The sequence below is a fragment of the Micromonospora sp. NPDC047753 genome (assembly GCF_040642735.1).
Classification (GTDB): domain Bacteria; phylum Actinomycetota; class Actinomycetes; order Mycobacteriales; family Micromonosporaceae; genus Micromonospora.
This window is the reverse complement of record NZ_JBEYSL010000012.1, coordinates 1-21240: the sequence shown is the minus strand read 5'-3', so window position 1 is coordinate 21240 and position 21240 is coordinate 1. Positions and strand designations below refer to the sequence as shown.

The window sequence follows — 21240 nt, the reverse complement described above, 5'->3', positions numbered from 1 at the left end:
CCTACCCTTATTAGACGGATTTGATGCGGTCTGCCCTATGTAGCAACCCGGCGGCCACCAGGCCACCGATCAACACCGCAGCCGCGCCCACCAACTGCCCCGTCTCCAGTGCCGAGGCGAAGGCGACGGTCACCACCTCCCGCTCGGCTCCTCCACGGGCTGCGGCGAGGGCCGCGGGAAACGACCCGGCGCCGGCCAGGGCCGCCGGCAGCAGCGCCGCGAACCGGGCGTTCAGCACGGCGCCCAGCACCGCGATGCCGAGGCTGCTGCCGACCTCGGTCATGGTGCCGTCGACACCCGCGCCCGCGCCTGCCTTCGCCGTCGGGATCGCGCTCATCACCGCCTCGACGATCGCGGGGTTGGCCAATGCGCAGCCGACACCCATGACGAGCAACCCGACCAGCAGCACCCCGTACCCGTCGGACGGAAAGACTGTGACCAGCGCGAGACCGGCCGCGAGCAGCGTCATGCCAACGGCGATGGCGACAGCGAGGCCGAGCCGACGGATCACGCTCGCGACGACGCCACTGACGTTGAGCAGCACAATGGACAGCGCGAAGGGCGCCATCCGCAGACCGGCCTCCCAGGCGGGGTAACCCCTGACGAACTGGAGGTGCTGGGTGAGCAGGAACAGCGCGCCGGTTGCGCCGAACGTGATCAGCACGACGCCGGAGATCGCACCGACGAAGCGCCGGTCCCGGAAGAAGCGCATGTCCAGCATCGGGTGCGCGATCCGTCGCTCCCACCGCACGAAGATCCCGAGCAGGAGTACGCCGACGACCGCCGCGCCGACCACCTCGGTCGACGCCCAGCCGCGCTCCGGCCCGGAGATGATCGCCCAGACGACAGCGGTCAGACCGGCTGTGGAGAGCACGGCGCCCAGCACGTCGAGTCGGCCGCCGGCCGGCCCGCGGGACTCTGGGACCAGCGCGCGAGCGACGAGCAGGCAGACCAGCACGATCGGCACGTTCATCAGGAAGATCGCGCCCCACGGCAGATGCGCGAGGATCGTGCCGCCGATCGGTGGCCCGACGGCGAAGCCCAACGCGCTGGTGGCCGCCCAGATGCCGATCGCCCGGGACCGCTCGGTGGCGTCGAAGACCTGCATCGCCACCGCGAGCGTCGCGGTGACCAACAGCGCCCCACCGACGCCCATCCCGGCCCGCGCGGCGATCAACTGCCCGCTGGTGCTGGCCAGACCGGCGGCCAGCGAGCCGACCCCGAACAGGACCAGCCCGGCGAGCAGCATCCGGCGGCGGCCGTACCGGTCGGCGGCGCTACCGGCGGTGAGCAGCAACCCGGACAGCACCAACGCGTACGCGTTGATCATCCATTGCACCTCGGCGGTGCTGGCGCCCAACTCGGTGGTGAGCACCGGCACCGCCACGGTCAGCACGGTGTTGTCCAACACCACTACCAGTTGCGCGACGCACAGCACCGCCAGGATGAGCCATCGCTGTGGAAGTCGTGCCGATGTCGCGGTGTCGGTGGCCGGCTGGACCGTTGTCACGCCACCGCCTTGACGCCGTCCACTGCCGGCTGCTCGGAGGGCTGCTCGACCGCCGGGCCGACGGCGGGGCCGGGCCGGTGCGGGAACCGCCGCTGGTGGACGAGGCCGAGGGCGACGCCGGCGGCCACCAGGACGATGGCCGCGACCGCGACCGCCGGGTAGCCGACCCGGTCGGCCGCCGCGAGACCGATGGACGCCGCCACGAACGAGCAGACCAGGCCGAACGACGACAGCACCGTGAAGTCGGTACCGCCGGTGTCGGGCCGGGAGTAGTCCATGTTGACCGTGTAGAGCACGACGTTGGCGATGGTGTAGGCCACCATGAAGCAGCAGAGCGCGGCGACCGTCCCGCCCAGCGGCGCGCGGCCGTTCATCAGCGGCAGCAGCAGCAACGTCGACACCGTGAGCGCGACGCCGCCGACCACGAGCACGCCACCGCGCCCGAACCGCCCGATCCCGAGCCCCGCCACCAGGCCCGCCACGATGGCCGGGACGCTGGTCACCACACCGGTGATGACGCCGATCCGACCCAACGACCACCCGGCGTCGACCAGCGCCGGGGTGACCAGGGCGTACGCCATGCCCGCCCCGACGTAGACCAGCGGCACCACGCCGAAGGTCCACCACCGGCAGCCCGGCTGGCCGAACACCGACAGCAACGCCCGGTAGGCAGTGCCGACCCGTTCCACCCGGTCGGTACGGGGTGGCTCCTGGAACCGCCACACCACCAGCAGGCCGACCGCCGTCATCGCGACCAGCAGGCCGATCGCCGGCGCCCAGCCGAACTGGTCGTAGACCAGGACGCAGGCGCCGCCGCCGAGCAGGTTGCCGAGGTAGCTCGCCGCTACCTGGATGCCGTTGCCGGTCCCCCGGGCCGACTCGGCCAGCATCCGGACCGCGACGGCGTCCACGGCGATGTCCTGGGTGGCCGAGAAGAACACGTACGCGGCGCAGATCGCGACGATCGGGCCGAGCGCGTCGGCCGGACTGGCGAAGGGCAGCAACGCCAGCAGGGCGAGCACCAGAGCGGTCTGGAGTACGAGCAACCAGGAGCGGTAGTGGCCGCGGTGCCGTGAGCCGTACCGGTCGAGGATCGGTGCCCAGAGGAACTTGACGGGCCAGATCAGACCGACGATCTGCAACAGCGCCAACGTGTCCAGCGAGGTGCCACCGTCGCGCAGGATGGCGGTGAGCCCGACGGTGATGAAGCCGACGCCGAGGTACTGGGTGACATACAGCGCGGTCAGGGTGCCGAGGCGGCCCTTCATGCCGCTTTCCAGTAGCCGAGGGAGGTCAACCGGTCCTTGTCGACGCCCAACGCCTTGCGGAGGTGCCGGGTGATGCCCCGGGTGGTTGCCGCCTCGCAGGCCACCCAGTAATGGCCCGCACCGCTGGTCGGCAGGGCCGCGCAGACCGTGTCGACGAGGTGCTGACCCTCGTCGCGCCGCGGCACCCAGGTGATGTCGTGGTGCGCCCGGGCCCGCAGCGCGAGTGCCTTCTCGCCCTCGTGGGCGTACTCCAGCCACACCGTCGCCGGGATGTCGGCACCGGCGTCGAGCAGGCTGTTGACCGCGGGCAGCGAGGCCGCGTCACCGACCAGGTAAAGGTGCTCAGGCGCGGGGTCGGGCAGCTCGAAGGCGCTGCCCTGCACTGTCGCGCTGATGGTGTCGCCGACAGTGGCCGTGGTGGCCCAGCGGGCCGCGCAGCCGTCGTGGATGGCGAATTCGAGGGTGAATCGGCCGGTGGCCGGGTCGGGGTCAACCAGCGTGTACGCGCGTTGGTGGGCTCGGCCGTCGTTGTCGAACCACAGCCGGATCCACATCGTGGGGTGCACCCCGCACGCCTCCAGCAGGCCGCCCCCGTCCAGGAGGAGTCGCTGGTAGTGCCCGTCGACTGACTCGGTGCCCAGGACGGTCAACTGAAAGTCCCGCCCGCCCATGGCCTTGAGGACCAGGGCCTCCCAGTTCCGTTTCACGCACCCCTCCAGGTAAGGTCATCCTTGGTTAGGGGAGGTTAACCTAAGTTGCACCCCCGATGGAACAGAGGACAGCGCCCGATGACGTACCAGGAGAAGATCGCCGGTCTCGGCGAGCTGTCGTTGGTGACAGTCGACCCGGACCGGGACGCCGCTCTCCTGCACGGTTGGGTGACCATGCCCCGCAACTCCTTCTGGGGCATGGGTTCGCACACCCTCGACGAGGTACGCGAGATCTACGCCTTTGTGGACAGTCTGCCAACGCACCACGCGTACCTGATCACGGTCGACGGAGAGCCGGTCGGCCTCTTCCAGAGCTATCAGCCCGAGGCGGACCCGGTCGGCGAGCGCTATTCCGTCCAGCCCGGCGACGTGGGGATGCACCTGCTGCTCAGCCCCGACCGACGCCTCGCCCGCAGCCTCACCAACGCGGCCGGCCCGGCCGTCGCCCGCTTCCTGTTCCGCGACCCGGCCGCGCAGCGCATCGTTGTGGAGCCGGACGTCCGCAACCACCTCGCCCTGCGCCGACTGGAGATCGAGGGCTTCACCTTCGACTCCGAGATCGACATGCCGGACAAGCGGGCTCAACTCGCGTTCCTGACCCGCGCCCGGTTCGCGGAGAGGCACCCGACGCCGGCCTGACCACCGGCCGTCAGCCGTTGGCGTTCCAGAAGCCGACGAGGGTCGCGGTCCACCAGGCGAGCTGCGAGACCGTGGCGGCGGCGACACCGGGCAGCAGGGCGGACCACTGTGGGCGGCCCTGCACCGCCACGAGCCGATCCCGGACCCGGCCGAGGAACAGCCCGTTGATGCCGACCACCAGCACCGCGAGCAACTTGACCCAGACCAGCCCGGACGACGTGTCCGGTCCGAGGGCGGCCCCACTGGCGAGCAGACCCACCAGACCCAGCCAGATGAGCAGGTGCGCGCCACGGGCGGCGGTCAGCACGGTGCCGAGCGGTTCCCGGCGCAGCAGCCAGCGAAGGCTGAACCAGTCCACCGTCAGCACCGCGCCGAAACCCACCACCAGGCAGGTCAGGTGGCAGAAGAGGGCGACCATCCGCGCACCCGGAGAGAGGGTGACGTGCGGCGCGACCAGGATGGCAATCAGCCACCCGAGGCTGACCGTCAGGACCGAGACAACGATGGTGGCCCGGCCGGCGGCGCGCCGGTGGCCACCGCGCCAGCCGGCGACCGGCGTCGGGGCGACCGCCTCGGGCAGGGACGCGCTGCGGGTCCGGTGCGTCGCGCGCCGCACCGGGCGGACGGCGTCCGACGCGACGGCACGGTGGGCGGGACGGGACGCCCGGGACTGTGGGTGGACGTCGACGTACAGGTCAGACGTCCGCATCGGCCGGACCTCCGGGCCGCATGCTCAGCCGCCCGGTGCGGCGGTGGGCGCGCCGGGCCGGTTGTCCAGCGTGTTCAGCTCGGCGGCCCGCGCCTGTTGGATCCGGCCGGCGAGCGCCTTCAGCTCCGGGCTTCCCCCGGCGGTCTGCTCGCCCCGGCACAGCACCACTGTCTGCGCGAGGTGCGCCCGGATCAGACCGGCCGCCCGGGACGACACCTCCGTGTCGGATGCGGCACGTAGCTCGGCGAGGCTGGCCTGGGTGACCATGCCGGGCATCTGATGCCCCTCGTGGATGTTCAGCTCCGGCACGTTGCCCGCGGCCAGGAGCCCCCGCAGGTCCCGCAATTCCGCCTGATGAGCCTTCCGGACCTCGCCGAGGAGGGCCCGCAACGACGGGTCCGCCGGGCGGGTGTCGAGCTGGTCGATCAGCGCGAGCGCGCCCTCGTTCATCGGGATCAGCAGTTGGATGAAGGCGTCATCGGTGCCGTTGAGCACCACCGGGGCGGTCGGTGCCGCAACGGCCGACGACGCTGCCACCGTCGACGCTGCTGGTGCCGGGTTGGTGCGGCCCCAGCCCTGGCTGAGCCCGACGGCCACCGCCGTGGCGACCAGGGTCGCGACGACGCCGATCAGCCGCCCGGCCCGTACGCGAAAGCCTCGGCGCTCCGCCATGATCTGCTCGTCCATCCGTTCGTCGGTGCTCAACGGGCGGCTTGGAACGCGCGGCCGACAACTGTCGCCTCGGCCCCGTCGCTGAACAGTCCGGACCGGTCCTTGTCCGTGGCGGGCAGCCCGAACCAGGCGTAGCGCTGCAGGTAGGGGAGTTGACCGAGCATGGCGGTGGCCGCGGTGAGGAAGGCCGCCTGCTGCTGCTGACCGGGGAACTGCGAACCGCCCCCGGCGAAGCGGATCAGCGCGAACTCGGTCAGCCAGATCGGCTTCCGGTACCGCTGGTAGACGGCCTGGAGATACTGCCGGAGTTGGGCCACCGCTGCGGCGGTCGTGAAGTCGGCGCCGAACCAGTGCAGCGTGATGAAGTCCACCCGGTGGCCGCGGGCCTGGGCCCCGGTCATGAACCTGTCCAGCCAACCCTGCGGGTCCGGCCCACCCCAGGCGACCGCCGGGCTGCCCAGTTTGCTGCCCGTCGCCATCAGCTGCGGCCACAGGTCCAACGCCTGCTCGACGGTCATGTTCGCCTGCTCGGGCATGTCCGGCTCGTTGAAGGTGAGCAGGTACGGCCCGGCGGCCCTGGCCCGGGCCAGCTCTGCGGCGGTGACGTTCTCCGCGCTGCGGATCATCGGCACGAATGTCGCACCGCGCGGCGTGCTGATCCCCGGGTGCTGGGTGCCCCAGGTGTAGTACCAGCCGGCCTTGGAGCTCGCCAACGCCTGACTCGCCCCGGCGAAGTTCCACACCCCGACGCCCTTGCGGGCGGAACTGACCGCCGGCGCTACCGGAGCCTTCGACGAGGGGCGTGCGCTCGGCGAGGGCGCGACGCTCGGGGTGGCGACGGCGGTGGGCGCGGCGGACGGCGGCGCCGCCCACGAGGGCGCGGAGGGGTCGTCCGGCTGGATCACCACCGCCATGGTGATGGCCAGGACGGCGGCGGCCACCCCGGCGGCGAGGGACGGCACGAGGCCACGGGGCCGGTTCACCGCGAGGTCGACGACGCTCGGGCCGCCGCCCGCGTCGGTGGGCACCGTGCCGGGTGCCGTCGGTCCGGCGGCGGGTGCGGCAGTCGGGCCGGGCGGCGGGACTGCCTGCGCGGCGGCTGCGGGGGCGGCAGCGCTCGGCAGGTGGGCGCCGAGACCCGCCGGCAGCGGCAGCAACGGCATGCCGGCGAGCAGTCGATCGATCGGCAGGAGGGTGGTTCCCAGCCGTCCGCAGAACGCGCAGTCACGGACGTGTCGAGCCAGTCGCTTGCGCCACAGCGAGCTGGGCGTGCCGTCCCACTCGGCGGTCACGGCGCCCAGGTCCGGGCAGCCGGGGCGGGCGCGAAGCGCGCGTACGACGCCCCGGGCGCTGTGGATCTGCTCCTTCATCCGGTGGATCCGCACCGCGACGTGCCCGGGCGACAATCCGAGCGCGTCGGCGACCTCGTTCCGGTCGATCTCGCCGGTCTCCTCCAGCCACCACAGCGAGAGCAGTTCCTGGTCGTCCGGGTCGAGCCAGCGGGTCGCCTCGGCGACCTCGCGTCGTTGGTCGGTGAGGCCGAGCCGGAGGATGGTCATCCCCGCGAAGTCGGAGGCGGGGTCGGGCACGTTGTGGATCGCGTCCAGCCCGGCATCCCGGTTGAGCGCGACACGTCGGCGCGTCTCCCAGTCACGCACCTGGCGGATGGTGATCGCCACCAGCCAGGACCGGTATGCCGCCGGGTCGTTGAGCGCGGGCAGGTACCGGATCACCCGTACCAACGTCTCCTGAACGACGTCGTCGACGTCGGCGTGCCCGCGCAGCGCACGCCCGACGATGTTGTAGACCAGCGGGAGCGAGGCCGCGACGACGTCGTCGAGTGCGCGCTGGTCGCCCTGCCGGGCCGCGACGACCAACCCGACATCGGGCAGTGCTCGACCGGCTGACGACATGGGTCTCACTCCTTTGGTGCTCATCCGCGCGGCGCCCACGCTGGTTGTGCTGACCGCCCTCAAGATCGGAGACTCGCGGCAGCAGGTGGGATTACAGAATTCCCGGGCGGTCGGTTCGCCACAAGCAAGGCGGGTCCGTCGGCGGCGCATATGTGTCGGCGGCGGCGGGTATGGTGCGGGGTGTCGGTGTCGCCGGGCTCTCGCCCGTGCAACAAGACACCAGCATTCGGGCGCCAGCGTGTGCGCCGAAGCGTCACCAGGTCGCACGGCCGATGTTGCCGAGGCCCCAGACGCACCCCTTTCGTAGAGACAGGATCCCTGCATGACATCGAACGACAACGGTCGACCCGCACTGTTCCTCGCCACGTCGCACAGTGACGTGCTGGACGGACCGGCGGTGACCTTCGACAGCAGCGAGGAGGCCATGCGGCGACTGCGTCACCCGTTCGCGGTGGAGCCCGCCCAGCCGGCCTCGGCTGCTGTCGACGCCAACGCCCAGCGCGGCTGAGCTGGGGCGCAACTCCTTCTCTCCGGACGGCCTAGACCTGCCACGATTCATACTTTCGGCTAGTAATCAGTCGGGCGTTCGGGTAGGGTCGCTTCATCACGTGAACGGCATGACGCGGTGGCCAGGCCCGTGATCGTGGTCTTGCGACAGCGCGCTCCTGCCCGCAGGTGCGCCCCCGGCGACAAGCCGGTTCGGAGATCCTTCCGGTCGATCCGATCGACGGGCGAACGCCGGAGGGACCACCCATGTCCACGATCGTCGAGAACGCCACACCCATCGCCACGAGCACCCGGGTCGGCCAGCGCAACAGCGACCAGAGCCCGGAGGACCTCCTCGCCGCCCTGGCGGCGACCTCGCCGCACGACCCCCGGCGCCCGGCGCTGCGGGAGCGCACCATCGAGGCGTGGCTGCCGCTCGCCCGGCACCTGGCGCGCCGCTACAGCGGACGCGGCGCCCCCGACGACGACCTGGCCCAGACCGCCTCGGTGGGGCTCATCAAGGCCGTCGACAACTTCGACCACAGCCGGGGAATCGACTTCAGCGGGTACGCCATCCCCACCATCATCGGCGAGATCAAGCGATACTTCCGGGATCGCACCTGGGCGGTGCGGGTGCCTCGCCGCCTACAGGAGCTACGCCTGTCGATCAGCGCGGCCAACGGCGTCCTGACCCAGACCCTCGGCCGCCTGCCCACGGTGGCCGACATCGCCTCCTACCTCGACGTGTCCGAGGAGACCGTCCTGGAAGGGTTGGAGGGTGCGCGTGCCTACCGGGCCACGTCGCTGTCCACCCCGATCGGAGCCGACGGCAGCCGGGAACTCGGCGACACCCTCGGCGACGACGACCACGAGATCGACCTCGTCGAGATCCGCGTCGCCCTCGGCCCGGCGCTCGCGACGCTGCCGGAACGCGAGCGCCAGATCCTCAGCCTGCGCTTCCACGGCAATCTGACCCAGGCCCAGATCGCCGATCGGATCGGCGTGTCACAGATGCACGTGTCCCGGCTGATCACCCGCTCACTGGCCACGCTGCGTCACCAGCTCAGCGACGACATCATCGCCTGAGCCGGTTCACAGTTGGACGACGTGGCCCACCCGTGGCGGCGTACGACCGGCGAGGACGTCGAGCCACGCGTGCTGGAGGGCCGCCGGCCCGGCACCCACCCGAACGTCGAGCCACCGGCTCACGACGGCGGCGAAGCGTTGCCACGCCTCGGTGAACCGCTGGTCGAGCCCGTCGCGGCCCCAGTCGTGGCTGCGCTTGCGCATCTGCACCGGCGCGAAGAACACCTCCTCGGCGGCGTCGGCGTTCGGCGTCTGGTTGGTGAGCCCGACCGCGATGTCCCGGACGAGCCGGTCGCCGAGACGTCGACGCAGGGCGGCGCGGGTCGGAGGCGCGCCGGACAGGTCGAGGTAGACGCTCGGGACCACGTCGAGGGAGTCGATGTCGTCGTACGACACGACCTCGTCGTAGCAGCCGAGCGACCGGGTGAACGCCAGGTTGCCCGGTGAGGTGAGACCGACCAGGCGCGGCCCACGCCGGTGCAGCTCGAACGCGGCGGCGTACGCGGTCTTGCTCGACGCCGACGACACCAGCAGCGCCTCGGCACCGTAGAAGTCGTTGTCGACGACCTGGTCGGCCAGCATGAACGAGGTGAAGAACAGCGGCCGGAACAGGATCAGCAGGTCCTCCTGGTCGCGCTGGTACGCCGGGTCGCCGGTGGTCGACCGGTACGCGTTGTACGGCGACGGCAGCTCGGCCCGGTGCGGGCTCGCCTCGCGGAACCCGGACGCGTCCACCCGGTCCGGCCGCACCACGAGGTGACCGGCGGGCGGGAGATAGCCGTATATCCGTTGCCCCACCTCGACACCGGCCACCGCCGAGGCGACCACCTCGGCGAAGCCCCAGAGCGGTGGCAGACCCCACTGCGGCCCGAGGCCCTGGGCCGCCGGTGGGAAGAACTGCCAGTACCGCATCGAGTCGCCGAGCACCGCGTAGGTCACGTTGTTGGCGGTGAGGCCGACGCGGTCCACGCGCAGCAGCGCCTCGCCGTCGGACAGGACAGGGGTGGAGCCATCGACGAGCGTGGTCTGCCCGAGGTCGTCACGCGCCACGGCGAAGGTCCATGAGTCAGCCATGAGGTGACGCTAGACAGCCCTGCAATCGGAGACAAGTGCACTGCGAGTGCAAAATCCCACTGAGCCCGAGGGGTCAGGGTCGGAGCGCGGCGAGGTCGCGGAGGTGCGCGAGCGGCAGGTGCGGTGGCCGCCACTCCACGAAGAGGGCCGTCGCGTCGTCCTCAAGCTGGTCATCCTGGTAGCCGACGACCGCGCGGACCAGGCGACGCATCGTCTCCGGGCTGGGCAACCCGTCGTTCAGGGCACGGTTGACGAAGTCGACGAGCCGGTCCAGCCCGAACTGCTCCCCCTCGGCGCTACGGGCGTCGGTGATGCCGTCGGTGTAGGCGAGGATGCGGTCGCCAGGGTGCAGATTCTCCACGTGCACCAGCGGTCGGCGGGGTGACATGTGGCCCAGGCCGAGCGGCAACACGGTCGGCCCGGGTAGTTCCCGAACGGCCTTGCCGTCACGCAGCAACATCGCACCGGGATGCCCCGCGTTGATCATGCTGAGCCGGCCGGTCTGGCGGTCCAACTCGATGAGCAACCCGGTAGCGAAGAAGTTCGGGTGCTCGGAGCGCACCCACCGGTCGATGCTGATCGCCGTGTCGACCAGGTCGAGGCCGCACCGACGGGCATTGCGGTACGCGCTGACCACCAGCGAGGCCAGGGTGCTCGCCTTGATGCCGTGCCCGCAGGTGTCGAAGAGCCCGACGCTGAGCACGTCGTCGTTCAACGCGTAGTCGAAGATGTCGCCGCCGACGTCGTAGCACGGTTCGAGGATGGCGGTGACCACCAGGTCGTCGGTGGCGAAGGTCAGCGGCGGAAGCAGGCCCCACACGATCTCGGCAGCGACCTGCATCGGCATCCGCCGCCGCATCCGCTCGACCACGTCACCGTAGAGCCGGCGGTTCACCAGGATCTGGGCGACGTTGACCGCCACCTCCCAGGCCGGAGCGTCCAACGCCTCGTCGGCGGCGGCCGGGGAGACGATTTCCAGTACCCCCATCCGCTCACACCCGAGCAGCAGTGGCACCCACAGTCGGTCCGGGTTGTCGGGCGCGCGCTGGATGTCGAGGGTGGTGAAGGCCCGGCCGGCGAGCGTCGTCTCGATCGGCAGCGGGTCCCGGTCGACACCCGCGCCGAGCAGCGGAACGAGGAGGGTCTGCGTGTAGTCGGCCAGATAGATCACGATCTCGGTGGCATCGATCTCGGGCTCCGCTCGGGCAACCAACTGCGACACCTCGTCCGGGCCACCCCGGGGCGCGTTGAGCTGCAACCAACGGACCACCTCGCCGATGTCGGCCACGCTCCACCTCCCCCTGTCCTCCCCGGTAGCAGGAGCACGTAGTGCGAGCGTGAGGTTACCTCGCCCGCCGCGCACCCGGCGTCCACGAGTGGCGTACGCCCCAGGGCGCGTCGTGACGACCGAGCCGCCGGCGGCCCGCCGCACCAGCGCCCTGGGCGGGCCGGAGGTCAGGGCTCCAGCACCACCTTGCCGGCCCGGCTGCGGTTCTCGGCGAACACCAGTGCCGCGGAAACCTCGCTGAGCGGATAGCGGGCGGCGATCTGCGGCACGATCACTCCCTGCCGCAGCAGGTCGAGCACGATGCCGAGGTCGGTACGCAGGCGACGGCGGAACGCGGCGCGCCGGGTGAGCTGGCCGGCCCAGAAGTTGTAGAAGCCGGCCCGGTGGCCGTTGGGCAGCGCGTTCCAGGTGTAGAGGCGGGCCAGCAGCTTCACGAAGACCCACGCGACCGACTGCCCGGTGCCGACGGCGGCGGCGTTGCCGTAGACGACCAACGTGCCGCCGGGGGCGAGCAGGGCGTACGACGTGCGTACGCCCGGGCCGGCGACCGGGTCGAAGACGGCGTCGACCCCGCCCGGCGACAGTTCGCGGACCCGCGCGGCCATGTCCGGGTCGCGGTAGTCGAGCGGTTCGACGCCGAGTTCGCGCAGCCCGGCGTGGTGCCGTTCGGCGGCGGTGCCGATGACCCGCAGGCCGAGGTGTCGGCCGAGTTGGACGAGCACGCTCCCGACGCCGCCGTTCGCGCCGTGCACGAGGATGGTCTGTCCGGCCGTCAGGTTGGCGTCCCGCAGCATCTGCCAGGCGGTCACCCCGTTGACGACGACGGTCTCGGCCGCGGCGGGGTCCAGACCCGCGGGCACCGGGGCCAGGGCGTCGATGTCGGCAAGCGCGTGCGTGGCCCAGGCACCGGTCTTGGTGACCGCCGCCACCCGGGTGCCGACCAGCGCGTCGTCGCCGCCGGGGCCGACCGCCCGCACCGTGCCGACCAGGTCGTAGCCGGGCACGAACGGAAACTTCGGCTGGCCGGGGTAGAGCGCGTGGCGCATCTGCTGCTCGGCGAACGAGATGCCGGTGGCCTCCACCTGGACGAGCGCCTGCCCCCGGGCGGGGACGGGCATCGCGCGTCGGTGCAGCAGGAGGCCGTCAGGCTCCACCACGCCGGGCAGTACCACTTCAGTGATCGTCGTGTCGGTGGTCGTCATCGGATTCTCCTTGTTTGTAAGTGTGCACTCACACACTTGTCTGGTCAAAAGGTTGGGCCGCCGAGGCGGCCCAGCATCGGGGTCGGTCAGGGGTGGCGGATACCGGCGGTCAGGGCGCGAGCCCAGGGCTCCGGGACCTCCTCCAGGCCGGCCGTCACGATGAGGTGGCACAACTGGCCGTACGCGAAGAACTGCTGCACCTGCGCGTCGCTGGCCCGAGCCCGACTCTGCACGAAGGTCGCGACCCGCCGATAGCCGGCCCGCACCGCCTCGGCGACCTCCGGGATGTCCGTGACGGCCTGCACCTGCACCTGAAAGAGCAGCAGGTCGCGATCGGCGATCAGCTCCGCGTAGGCACCACCCATGGCGTCGAGGATCTCCTCCGGGCTGCCACCCACGGCGCGCTCCGCACCCGCCTCGATCGCGTCAGCGATCCGGTCGAAACACGCCCCGGCCGCCGCCACGAACAAGCCGAGCTTCCCGGAGAAGAGTCGGAAGACGTACGCCTCGGAGATGCCGGCGGCGGCGGCCACGGCGGTGACCGGGGTGGCATGGAAGCCGGCGCGCGCGAACACCGACACCGCGGTGTTCAGGACGGTGACCCGGCGTGCCTCGGCGGTGGATCGCATGTTTGTAAGTGTGCACTCACAAACATCTGTCGTCAAGTCCGTCGCTACGAGCACATCCCTACGCAGGCGGCCCGCAGCGGCCATGACCGGCTCACTCCAGCGGATAGAGACGGGCCGGGTCGCCGGGTCGGAGGCTGTCCGGCAGGTCGTCCGCACTGCTGGCGGCGATCGAGCCGAGCAGCGCCAACGAGCGGGCGGACTCCGTACCGGGCTCAGCGTGGTAGATCACCAGCAGCTGCCCGTCGGCGCCCGCCACGGCGAGCTTGTCGCAGTACAGGTCGAGATCGCCCACCTCGGGGTGGTGCAGCCGGCTGACGACGCCCTCCCGCCGACGCACCTCGTGGCGCGCCCACAACTGCCGAAAGCAGTCGCTCTTGAGGGACAACTCCCCCACCAGCGCCGTCAACCGTGGGTCGTCGGTGGCCCCGCCCGAGTCGGCACGCATCTGCCCCACCACGCTCTGCATCGCCTGCCGCCAGTCGCGGAACAGCTCCCGTTCGGCCTCGTCCAGGAACACCGCGCGGAGTCGGTTGGCACCCGGGGCCAGATTCGGCGACAGCGCCCTCGCCATCGGGTTCGAGGCCAGGATGTCGAGGTAGCGATTCTGCACGAAGGCCGGCATGGAGAGCTGCCGCAGCAGGTGCAGGATGCTGGCCGGCACCCGCTCGGCGGCCGGTCGGGCCGCCCGGCGCGACCGCGCCCGGCTCAACCCGATCATGTACGCGGTCGCCTCCGGATCCAGCCGCAACACCCCGGCGAGGGCATCGAGGACCTGCACCGAGGGGTGCCGCTCGCGCCCCTGCTCCAGTCGGAGGTAGTAGTCGGCGCTGATGCCGGCCAGCATCGCCACCTCCTCGCGCCGCAGCCCCGGCACCCGGCGCAGGCCCACCCCCGGGCCGAGCCCGACGTCCTCGGGCCGGGTCTGCTCCCGGCGGGCGCGCAGGAAGTCGCCGAGCGGGTTCGTTGCGTCCATGCCACCGACGGTAGATCGCCGGGCGGCGCGGTGACTGGCTGTGTCACTACCAGGAACAGCTCGCCCTGCCGCCCGAGCCACTCCCGGCGGACAGTCGTCGAAGGGCCGGATCCGTTCGGCCACGGATGTCATCACGACTACTGACAAGAGGATGAGATGAGCGAGAACCTTCCCGGCGGTGCCCTCACCCCCGCCGACGGCCTCACCCTGAGCCGGATGGGCTACGGGGCGATGCAGTTGGCCGGCCCGGGTGTCTTCGGCCCGCCCCGCGACCGCGAGCAGGCGCTCGCCGTGCTCCGCGAGGCCGTCGACCTGGGCGTCCGACACATCGACACCAGCGACTTCTACGGGCCCGTCGTGGTCAACGAGCTGATCCGCGAGGCGCTTCACCCGTACCCCCAGGGTCTGCACCTGGTCACCAAGGTCGGCGCGCGCCGCGGCGCCGACCGCTCCTGGATCCCGGCCCTGGAGCCGGAAGACCTCAAGGCCCAGGTACGGGAGAACCTCCAGCATCTCGGCCTGGACGTCCTCGACGTGGTCAACCTGCGGGTGGGTGTGGCGGAGGGCACCGGCGACGCGCCGCTCGGTGCGCAGTTCGCCGCCCTGGCGGAGCTGCGGCAGGAGGGCCTGATCCGGCACCTCGGGCTCAGCAACGTGACGCTCGACCAACTCGACGAGGCCCAGGCCATCGCGCCGGTGGTCACCGTGCAGAACCTCTACAACCTCGCCAACCGCCGGGACGACGCAGTGGTCGACAGGTGCGCGGCGGAGAACATCGCGTTCGCGGCGTTCTTCCCGCTCGGCGGGTTCACGCCGTTGCAGTCCGACACGCTCGACGGCGTGTCCGCCCGACTGGGCGCCTCACCTCAGCAGGTCGCCCTCGCCTGGCTGCTTCAGCGGTCTCCCACCACCGTGCTGATCCCCGGCACCTCCAGCCTGGCGCACCTGCGGGAGAACATGGCGGCGGCCGACCTGAAACTGCCGACCGACGCCATCGAGGAACTGGACGCGCTCGCCTCCTAGCGTTCGTGCGGCTCAGCGCTGGTGCGGCCGGTTGCGGATCAGGGTGAGCGCCAGCACCGCGGTGACGAGAAAGACGATGCCGGTGACCCGCAGCCCGGCCTGGACACCGGCGGTCAGTGCCTCCGCGATCGCCGCCCGGACCGGGTCGGGCAGGGGTTGGCTGCCGTTGGCGCCGGAGGCCACCGCCGCCCGCACGGCGGTACGGGTGGGTTCGTCGATCTGGTGCGCGGCGAGCCGGCCCGGCAGGTCGGCCACCATCGTGGTGGTGAGGAGCGTGCCGAGCAGGGACGAGCCGAGCACCGAGCCGACCTGGCGGGCGGCGTTCACCGCGCCGGAGGCCATACCGGCCTGGGCGGGCGCGACGCTGGCCAACGCCGCCGCCGTCGCCGGGGCCACCACCAGACCGCTGGCCGCGCCGAACAACGCGAACAGCGCCCAGCGGTCACCGAACGACGTGGTCGGCCCCTGGTTGGCCAGCGCGAAGCTGGCCACCGCAGCGAGGACCAGGCCGAGGGTCAACGGCGCCTTGAATCCGGTACGGCGGATCGCGCGCCCGGCACCGAAGGCGACCAGCACGTACGCGCCGAAGAGCACCAGCATGCGCCAGCCGGTGTCCAGCGGGCTGAGTGCCTGGGCACGTTCGTGGAAGAGGACCAGCAGAATCGCCACGCCGGTGAAGCCGAACAGCGACACCGCGCCGACGACCATGACGGCGCTGAACGACGCGGACCGGAACAGCCGCACGTCGAGCATCGGCGCACTGGTCCGCAGCTCGACCAGCACGAACGCGACAAGTGCGACGACCGCGACGACCCAGGCCGTCGACACCACCGGGTTGGTGTAGCCGACCTTGCCGCCCTGGATCAGCGCGTAGACGGCGGCCGCGATGGCGACGGTACCCAGCAGCAGGCCGGGCACGTCGAGTCGGGCGGGGCTCGGCCGGGACTCGACCACCCCGACGATGGCGACGACGAGGGTTACCAGACCCAGCGCGATCGTCGACAGGTAGACGCTGTGCCACTGGTAGTGCCGCAGCAGGAAGCCGGCGATGAGTGGGCCGATCGCGAGGCCGATGCCGGACGCCGCCGACCAGGCGGTGATGACCTCGGTCCGTCGGTGCGGATCGGTGAAGGTCGCACCGAGGATCGCCAGGCTGTTCGGCAGGATCAGCGCCCCGCCGAGGCCGGCGACCAACTGCCCGACGATCACCCACCCGACGGTCGGAGCCTCAGCCACGACGGCTGCGCCGACGATCATCGCGACGACCCCGGCACCGAACATGCGCTTACGCCCGTAGCGGCTGCCCAGGGTGGCCGCGGACAGCACGACGCTCGCCACCATCAGGGTGTAGGCGCTGGGGATCCAGACCAGAGTGGTGGGGTCGACCCGCAGGTCCCGCTGGATCGTGGTCAACGCGGAGACCGTCGCGGTGATCTGCAGGAACGTGATCATCGCGCCCAGGCACATGGCGATCAGGGTCACCGGGCGGGAGCCGCGCAAGGACGCGCGGGTAGAGGCGGCCGACCCGTGTGCCGCCGGACCCGGTGGGATCTTCCCGGGCGGGCTCGCTCCGGGTGGGGTCGCTCCGGGTGGAGTCGGGGCCGTGGCGCTGGTGGTCACTGAAGATCCTTCAGGCTGGGGTCTGACTTGCGTATGCTGAAGTCAGCGCGACCCAGTTAAGCACCTGGCTAGCCTTCATGCAAGTCAGGTAGGCTGGTGGGCATGGAGGACCTACGAGACGATCGCGATTCCTGGACGAGCGAGAACTGCTCGGTAGCCCGGGCGATGGACATCGTGGGCAGCAGGTCAACGGTCCTGATCATGCGCGAGGCCCTGCTCGGCACACGCCGCTTCGACGACTTCGTCCGCCGGGTCGGCGTCGGCGAGCCCGCCATGGCCGCCCGCCTCAAGGAAATGGTCGCCGCGGAACTGCTCGAACGAATCCCCTACCGGGAGCCCGGGCAGCGCACCCGCCACGAGTACCAACTCACCCGCAAGGGCCGCGACCTCCTGCCCGTCATCACCGCACTGCGGAACTGGGGCGACACCTGGGCCGCCACCGACACCGGCCCGTCCGTCGTCGCCACCCACCACGACTGCGGCGAACCGATCCGCGCGGTGCTCCGCTGCGCCGCCGGCCACGAGATCGCCGACGGCGACATCGACATCATCGCCGGCCCAGGCCTCGTCCGGCGCGACTGACCACAGCGCGGCCGAACCAGCGCTACCCGGTTCCCGGCCCAGGCCTTTCGCTGGCCGCGCTCATCAGCGCCCCTCGCGGCACCTTGGCCCACATGCTGTTCTGGGACAGGGCACTGCTCCCGGTGGCCAGGTCCTGGACCGGCGCCCCGCTCCGCTTGCTCGACGGGACGTGGGCGCGATTCCGCTTGGACAGAACAGAGGCGAAGCCTCGCCTGCTCGACGGACGCGGGCACGGCTCCGCCTGCTCGACAACGCGGACGGGAGCAGGCCGGCGGCGCTGACGGCAGGATCGGGGTCGAGGATCGCGTCGAGCGCCACCTCGACCTGCGGGACCGGCAGGTCGTGGAACCGGGCGAGTCGGCTGAGGTCCGCGCGTACGTTGTGGCGTGGTTCCGGATGCTGACGTCTAGCAGGGGTGGACGAGCGTCGGACAAGCCACGTCGCGCACCGTCCGAACAGGACCATTGAGGCGGTTGGCAGACGGCGTCGCACCGGACCAAATGGCCCAGATCCCCCAGGTCGGCGCTTCCAAATGACGCGCAAAGTACCCGTTGTGTTACGAGCTTGTTTCCAAGATGACAGGCAGGTTACGGGTGCTTCTCGATGATCGGTACCGATCCTAGGTTTCGGCCACCGTCATCAGTCGTGGCGGCCGGCACCGAACGTGGAGGCAACGACGTGCCACAACCGAACACACATCGGACCGGACGGGCCAGGTACGGGGTCAGCATGCTGGCCGCCGTTGCGCTGACCGCGGCCGGCCTGACCGGCCTGCCCGCCAGCGCCACCGCCGCGCCGGCCGGCAGTGGGCCGACCGCCCGCTATCTCGTCCAGCTCGCCGAGGAGCCGCTGGCCACCTACACCGGCGGGGTTCCCGGGATCGCGGCCACCAAGCCGGCCGACGGGGCCAAGCTGAACCGCACGTCCGGGAACGCCAACGCCTACCGGGATCACCTGCGCCAGCAGCGCACGTCGGTGCTGGACCACGTCGGCGTGCCAGCCGACCGCACCCGCGTCACCATGGAGACCGCGTTCAACGGCTTCGCCGCCGACCTCACCGGGCCGCAGGCCGCCCGGCTGCGCGCCACAACCGGTGTGCGAGCGGTGTACGAGAGCCGGAAGGTGCACGCCGCCACCTCACACACCCCCGACTACCTGGGCCTGACCGGCAAGGGCGGGGTGTGGAACAAGGAGTTCGGTGGAGACTCCCGCGCTGGTGAGGGCGTCATCATCGGGGTCATCGACAGCGGCTACTGGCCGGAGAGCGCGAGCTTCGCGCCGCTGCCCAGCCCGCGCCCCGACCAGGCCGTCATCGACGCCAAGTGGAAGGGCACCTGCGACGTCGGCGTCGAAGCGCCGGTCACCTGCAACAACAAGGTGATCGGGGCACGTTGGTACAACGACAGCGGCATCGCCGAGGCCTTCCCGGACGACTACTCCTCGCCGCGTGACCGCAACGGCCACGGCACCCACACCGCCAGCACCGCGGCCGGCATCCACGGCGTGCGGGCCACGTCGGGCACCCAGGACCTGGGCATGATCTCCGGCATGGCGCCGGCTGCGCGGTTGGCGATCTACAAGGCTCTGTACGACAACGGTGCGGGCGGCGCGACCGGCACCGACATCGACATCGTGCACGCCATCGACGACGCGGTCGCGGACGGCGTCGACGTGATCAACTACTCGATCGGTGACGACACCGAGCGGTTCGGGGCGGTCGACGCGACGTTCTTCAATGCGGCCGCCGCCGGGGTGTTCGTCGCCGCCGCCGCCGGCAACTCCGGCCCGTTCGCCAACACTGTCGACAACTCGACGCCGTGGCTGACCACGGTGGCCGCGAGCACGACCGACCGGCAGAACACCCGGAAGCTCACCCTCGGCAACGGCACCACGATCGCCGGCGTGGGCATGGGCGAGACCGGCGTCGGGCCGGCTCGACTGGTATTCGCGAAGGACAGCGCGATCGATCCGGACGGCGCCTACGGTGCCGGTCTCTGCGCCGACGACACGTTGGATCCGGCCAAGGTCAAGGGTGCGATCGTGCTCTGCCTGCGCGGTGAGATCCCGCGTACCGACAAGAGCATCGAGGTGGCGCGGGCCGGCGGCGTCGGCATGGTGCTGTACAACGAAGAGCTGAACTCCCTCAATGCCGACGTGCAGACCGTGCCGACGGTGCACATCAACGAGGTCGACCTGGCCACCGTCACGGCGTACGTCGCCAAGGGCAACGCCACGGCGACCATCTCGCCGAGCAGGCTGGAGACGGTGGAGGCCCCATCGGTCGCCGCGTTCTCCTCGGCGGGCCCGTCGAACCTGAACGCCGGCGAGCTGCTCAAGCCGGACATCAGCGCGCCCGGTCAGGACATCGTCGCCGCGTTCTCCCCGTCCATCGGCGGCAACGACTTCGCCCTGGAGTCGGGCACCTCGATGGCGGCGCCGCACATCGCCGGTATCGCCGCCCTGGTGCTGGCCAAGCACCCCGGCTGGTCGCCGGCGGCGGTCCGCTCGGCGCTGATGACCAGCGCCGTGGACAAGACCGACAAGGGCAACCCGATCAAGATCGGCACGTACGACGCGACTCCGCTGAACTACGGCGCCGGTCAGGTCGAGCCGGGCAGCGCCTTCGACCCGGGCCTGGTCTACGACTCCAACCAGCAGGACTGGATCCAGTACCTGTGCGGGGTTTCCGCCGACCGTGGCGGTGACTACGGGCTCGGCGACCTGGACGGCTGCGACACCGTCGGCGCGATCGACACGGCACAGCTCAACTACCCGTCCATCTCGCTGGGCCGGATGGTGGGCAAGCAGACCGTTACCCGCACTGTCACCAACGTCAGCGACAAGACCAGCACCTACACCTCCTCGGTGCAGGCCCCGCCGGGGTACAAGGTCAAGGTGACCCCGAAGAAGCTGCAGATCCGTCCCGGCCACAGCGCCCGCTTCACAGTCGAAGTCACCAACAGCGGTGGTGCGTTCGACACCTGGGCCGACGGCTCGCTGACCTGGCGCGACCAGTTCAAGCACGCGGTACGCAGCCCGCTCGTCGTACACAATTCCGGTTTGGTCGCCCCCGACGCCATCACCGGCAAGGGCACCTTCGGCAGCGTCCGGATCGCCGCCGAGGTCGGCTTCAAGGGTCAGCTGGTCTCCCAGCTCTCCGGCCTCACCTCGGGCACCAGCAACGTGGTCACCCTGAAGGGCGACGGGCCGAGCTGGGACTGGAGCACGTCGAACAACCTGCCGGAGCCGCTGCCCGCGTCGATCAGCAGGACCACCCTGCACGTCCCGGCCGGCACCCGCAGTCCGGAAATCCACGTGACGTCCGCGCGGCCCACCTGCTCCCACATCGACTGGGAGGACGAGGAGGGCGTGATGGAGTGCACCGAGTTCAGCCTCAACGTCTACGACAAGTCCGGGAAGTTCGTCACCGCCACGGCAAGCACCCGGATCGGTGCCAAGGTCACCCTGCCGGACGGTGCCGGTGACTACATCGTGGTCGTCGAGCAGGAGTTCACCGAGAACATCAAGGACGGCGCGAACGCGTACACAGTCACCAGCTACCTGCCGGGCGCGCCGGGCACGTCCACCGGCCGGTTCACCATCGACCCGAAGCAGCGCAGCGTGCAGCCGGGCGCGACGGCGAACCTGACAGTGCGCTGGTTCGGACTCGCTCCGGGTCAGCGCTACGTCGGCGTGGTGGAGTTCCGCAACGGGGACGGGTCGCTGAAGACCGTGCCCGTCACCATCCAGTCCTGACCGCACCCCCCACCCGGCGGATCGGCGTGTGACCCAGGTCACCGCCTTCAACCTCGCTTGAGGTCAACCCGGCAGATCCGCGGCGATCGGCGTGTGACCC

General features: G+C 71.0%; 18 protein-coding genes. 6 read left to right on the top strand and 12 right to left on the bottom strand.

Annotated elements, in window-relative coordinates:
• Positions 1–10: 10 nt before the first annotated feature.
• Genes ABZ749_RS02305 through ABZ749_RS02295 form a run of 3 tightly spaced genes read right to left on the bottom strand, consistent with a single transcriptional unit; the run spans position 11 to position 3485 of the window.
• Complete coding sequence (locus tag ABZ749_RS02305; RefSeq protein ID WP_357221960.1) at positions 11–1510, bottom strand: MFS transporter; 1500 nt, start codon at positions 1508–1510, stop codon at positions 11–13.
• Complete coding sequence (locus ABZ749_RS02300; RefSeq protein ID WP_357221958.1) at positions 1507–2778, bottom strand: MFS transporter; 1272 nt, start codon at positions 2776–2778, stop codon at positions 1507–1509. Before ABZ749_RS02300 ends, ABZ749_RS02305 begins: the two co-directional genes overlap by 4 nt.
• A complete protein-coding gene (locus ABZ749_RS02295; RefSeq protein WP_357221956.1) occupies positions 2775–3485 on the bottom strand; it encodes a siderophore-interacting protein in 711 nt (236 codons plus the stop codon). The genes ABZ749_RS02300 and ABZ749_RS02295 overlap by 4 nt, the downstream gene beginning before the upstream one ends.
• A gap of 81 nt (positions 3486–3566) precedes the next feature.
• On the opposite strand from ABZ749_RS02295, the gene ABZ749_RS02290 reads away from it, so the two are divergent.
• The gene (locus ABZ749_RS02290; RefSeq protein WP_357221954.1) at positions 3567–4127 is read left to right on the top strand and encodes a GNAT family N-acetyltransferase; all 561 of its coding nucleotides are present in this window, start codon (positions 3567–3569) and stop codon (positions 4125–4127) included.
• 10 nt (positions 4128–4137) lie between these two features.
• Here ABZ749_RS02290 and ABZ749_RS02285 read toward each other — a convergent pair whose 3' ends face one another.
• The 3 genes from ABZ749_RS02285 to ABZ749_RS02275 are packed head-to-tail and all read right to left on the bottom strand — an operon-like array spanning position 4138 to position 7421.
• Positions 4138–4836: a hypothetical protein gene (locus tag ABZ749_RS02285; protein ID WP_357221952.1), complete on the bottom strand. Its 699-nt coding sequence runs from the start codon at positions 4834–4836 to the stop codon at positions 4138–4140.
• A 24-nt stretch (positions 4837–4860) separates the two neighbouring features.
• Positions 4861–5541: a DUF305 domain-containing protein gene (locus ABZ749_RS02280; protein WP_357221950.1), complete on the bottom strand. Its 681-nt coding sequence runs from the start codon at positions 5539–5541 to the stop codon at positions 4861–4863.
• A complete protein-coding gene (locus ABZ749_RS02275) occupies positions 5538–7421 on the bottom strand; it encodes a sigma-70 family RNA polymerase sigma factor (RefSeq protein WP_357221948.1) in 1884 nt (627 codons plus the stop codon). The genes ABZ749_RS02280 and ABZ749_RS02275 overlap by 4 nt, the downstream gene beginning before the upstream one ends.
• 322 nt (positions 7422–7743) lie before the next feature.
• On the opposite strand from ABZ749_RS02275, the gene ABZ749_RS02270 reads away from it, so the two are divergent.
• Together ABZ749_RS02270 and ABZ749_RS02265 are read left to right on the top strand one after the other, a co-directional pair.
• Positions 7744–7929, top strand: coding sequence for a hypothetical protein (locus ABZ749_RS02270; RefSeq protein ID WP_357221946.1), 186 nt, complete (start codon positions 7744–7746; stop codon positions 7927–7929).
• A 245-nt stretch (positions 7930–8174) separates the two neighbouring features.
• Complete coding sequence (locus ABZ749_RS02265) at positions 8175–8993, top strand: RNA polymerase sigma factor SigF (RefSeq protein ID WP_357221944.1); 819 nt, start codon at positions 8175–8177, stop codon at positions 8991–8993.
• A gap of 6 nt (positions 8994–8999) precedes the next feature.
• Here ABZ749_RS02265 and ABZ749_RS02260 read toward each other — a convergent pair whose 3' ends face one another.
• From ABZ749_RS02260 to ABZ749_RS02240, 5 genes are all read right to left on the bottom strand, one after another.
• Positions 9000–10067 carry a DUF2855 family protein gene (locus ABZ749_RS02260; RefSeq protein ID WP_357221942.1) on the bottom strand — a complete coding sequence of 356 codons (1068 nt, stop codon included), beginning with the start codon at positions 10065–10067 and terminating at the stop codon, positions 9000–9002.
• 73 nt (positions 10068–10140) lie between these two features.
• Complete coding sequence (locus ABZ749_RS02255; RefSeq protein ID WP_357221940.1) at positions 10141–11355, bottom strand: PP2C family protein-serine/threonine phosphatase; 1215 nt, start codon at positions 11353–11355, stop codon at positions 10141–10143.
• A 167-nt stretch (positions 11356–11522) separates the two neighbouring features.
• Positions 11523–12557 (bottom strand): medium chain dehydrogenase/reductase family protein, encoded by a 1035-nt coding sequence (locus ABZ749_RS02250; protein ID WP_357221938.1) that lies wholly within the window; start codon positions 12555–12557, stop codon positions 11523–11525.
• 86 nt (positions 12558–12643) lie between these two features.
• Positions 12644–13186: a TetR family transcriptional regulator gene (locus tag ABZ749_RS02245; RefSeq protein WP_357221936.1), complete on the bottom strand. Its 543-nt coding sequence runs from the start codon at positions 13184–13186 to the stop codon at positions 12644–12646.
• 91 nt (positions 13187–13277) lie between these two features.
• Positions 13278–14159, bottom strand: a complete 882-nt coding sequence (locus ABZ749_RS02240) for a helix-turn-helix transcriptional regulator (protein WP_357221934.1) — start codon at positions 14157–14159, stop codon at positions 13278–13280.
• 156 nt (positions 14160–14315) lie between these two features.
• On the opposite strand from ABZ749_RS02240, the gene ABZ749_RS02235 reads away from it, so the two are divergent.
• Positions 14316–15182 (top strand): oxidoreductase, encoded by an 867-nt coding sequence (locus ABZ749_RS02235; RefSeq protein WP_357221932.1) that lies wholly within the window; start codon positions 14316–14318, stop codon positions 15180–15182.
• 12 nt (positions 15183–15194) lie between these two features.
• Here the strand turns inward: ABZ749_RS02235 and ABZ749_RS02230 are convergent, their stop codons facing one another.
• Positions 15195–16682 (bottom strand): MFS transporter, encoded by a 1488-nt coding sequence (locus ABZ749_RS02230; RefSeq protein WP_357221930.1) that lies wholly within the window; start codon positions 16680–16682, stop codon positions 15195–15197.
• A gap of 222 nt (positions 16683–16904) precedes the next feature.
• Here ABZ749_RS02230 and ABZ749_RS02225 point away from each other — a divergent pair, with 222 nt between their 5' ends.
• A complete protein-coding gene (locus tag ABZ749_RS02225) occupies positions 16905–17384 on the top strand; it encodes a helix-turn-helix domain-containing protein (protein ID WP_357221928.1) in 480 nt (159 codons plus the stop codon).
• A 729-nt stretch (positions 17385–18113) separates the two neighbouring features.
• A complete protein-coding gene (locus tag ABZ749_RS02220) occupies positions 18114–21140 on the top strand; it encodes a S8 family serine peptidase (RefSeq protein WP_357221926.1) in 3027 nt (1008 codons plus the stop codon).
• The last annotated feature ends 100 nt before the right edge of the window (positions 21141–21240 follow it).

Excerpts from the sequence above, each read along its gene's own strand:
- ABZ749_RS02240 (WP_357221934.1), bottom strand. The coding sequence starts at position 14,159 with ATGGACGCAACGAACCCGCTCGGCGACTTCCTGCGCGCCCGCCGGGAG.
- ABZ749_RS02235 (WP_357221932.1), top strand. The coding sequence starts at position 14,316 with ATGAGCGAGAACCTTCCCGGCGGTGCCCTCACCCCCGCCGACGGCCTC.
- ABZ749_RS02220 (WP_357221926.1), top strand. The coding sequence starts at position 18,114 with ATGCTGGCCGCCGTTGCGCTGACCGCGGCCGGCCTGACCGGCCTGCCC.
- ABZ749_RS02270 (WP_357221946.1), top strand. The coding sequence starts at position 7,744 with ATGACATCGAACGACAACGGTCGACCCGCACTGTTCCTCGCCACGTCG.
- ABZ749_RS02275 (WP_357221948.1), bottom strand. The coding sequence starts at position 7,421 with ATGTCGTCAGCCGGTCGAGCACTGCCCGATGTCGGGTTGGTCGTCGCG.
- ABZ749_RS02300 (WP_357221958.1), bottom strand. The coding sequence starts at position 2,778 with ATGAAGGGCCGCCTCGGCACCCTGACCGCGCTGTATGTCACCCAGTAC.
- ABZ749_RS02260 (WP_357221942.1), bottom strand. The coding sequence starts at position 10,067 with ATGGCTGACTCATGGACCTTCGCCGTGGCGCGTGACGACCTCGGGCAG.
- ABZ749_RS02285 (WP_357221952.1), bottom strand. The coding sequence starts at position 4,836 with ATGCGGACGTCTGACCTGTACGTCGACGTCCACCCACAGTCCCGGGCG.
- ABZ749_RS02250 (WP_357221938.1), bottom strand. The coding sequence starts at position 12,557 with ATGACGACCACCGACACGACGATCACTGAAGTGGTACTGCCCGGCGTG.
- ABZ749_RS02225 (WP_357221928.1), top strand. The coding sequence starts at position 16,905 with ATGGAGGACCTACGAGACGATCGCGATTCCTGGACGAGCGAGAACTGC.
- ABZ749_RS02245 (WP_357221936.1), bottom strand. The coding sequence starts at position 13,186 with ATGCGATCCACCGCCGAGGCACGCCGGGTCACCGTCCTGAACACCGCG.
- ABZ749_RS02290 (WP_357221954.1), top strand. The coding sequence starts at position 3,567 with ATGACGTACCAGGAGAAGATCGCCGGTCTCGGCGAGCTGTCGTTGGTG.
- ABZ749_RS02265 (WP_357221944.1), top strand. The coding sequence starts at position 8,175 with ATGTCCACGATCGTCGAGAACGCCACACCCATCGCCACGAGCACCCGG.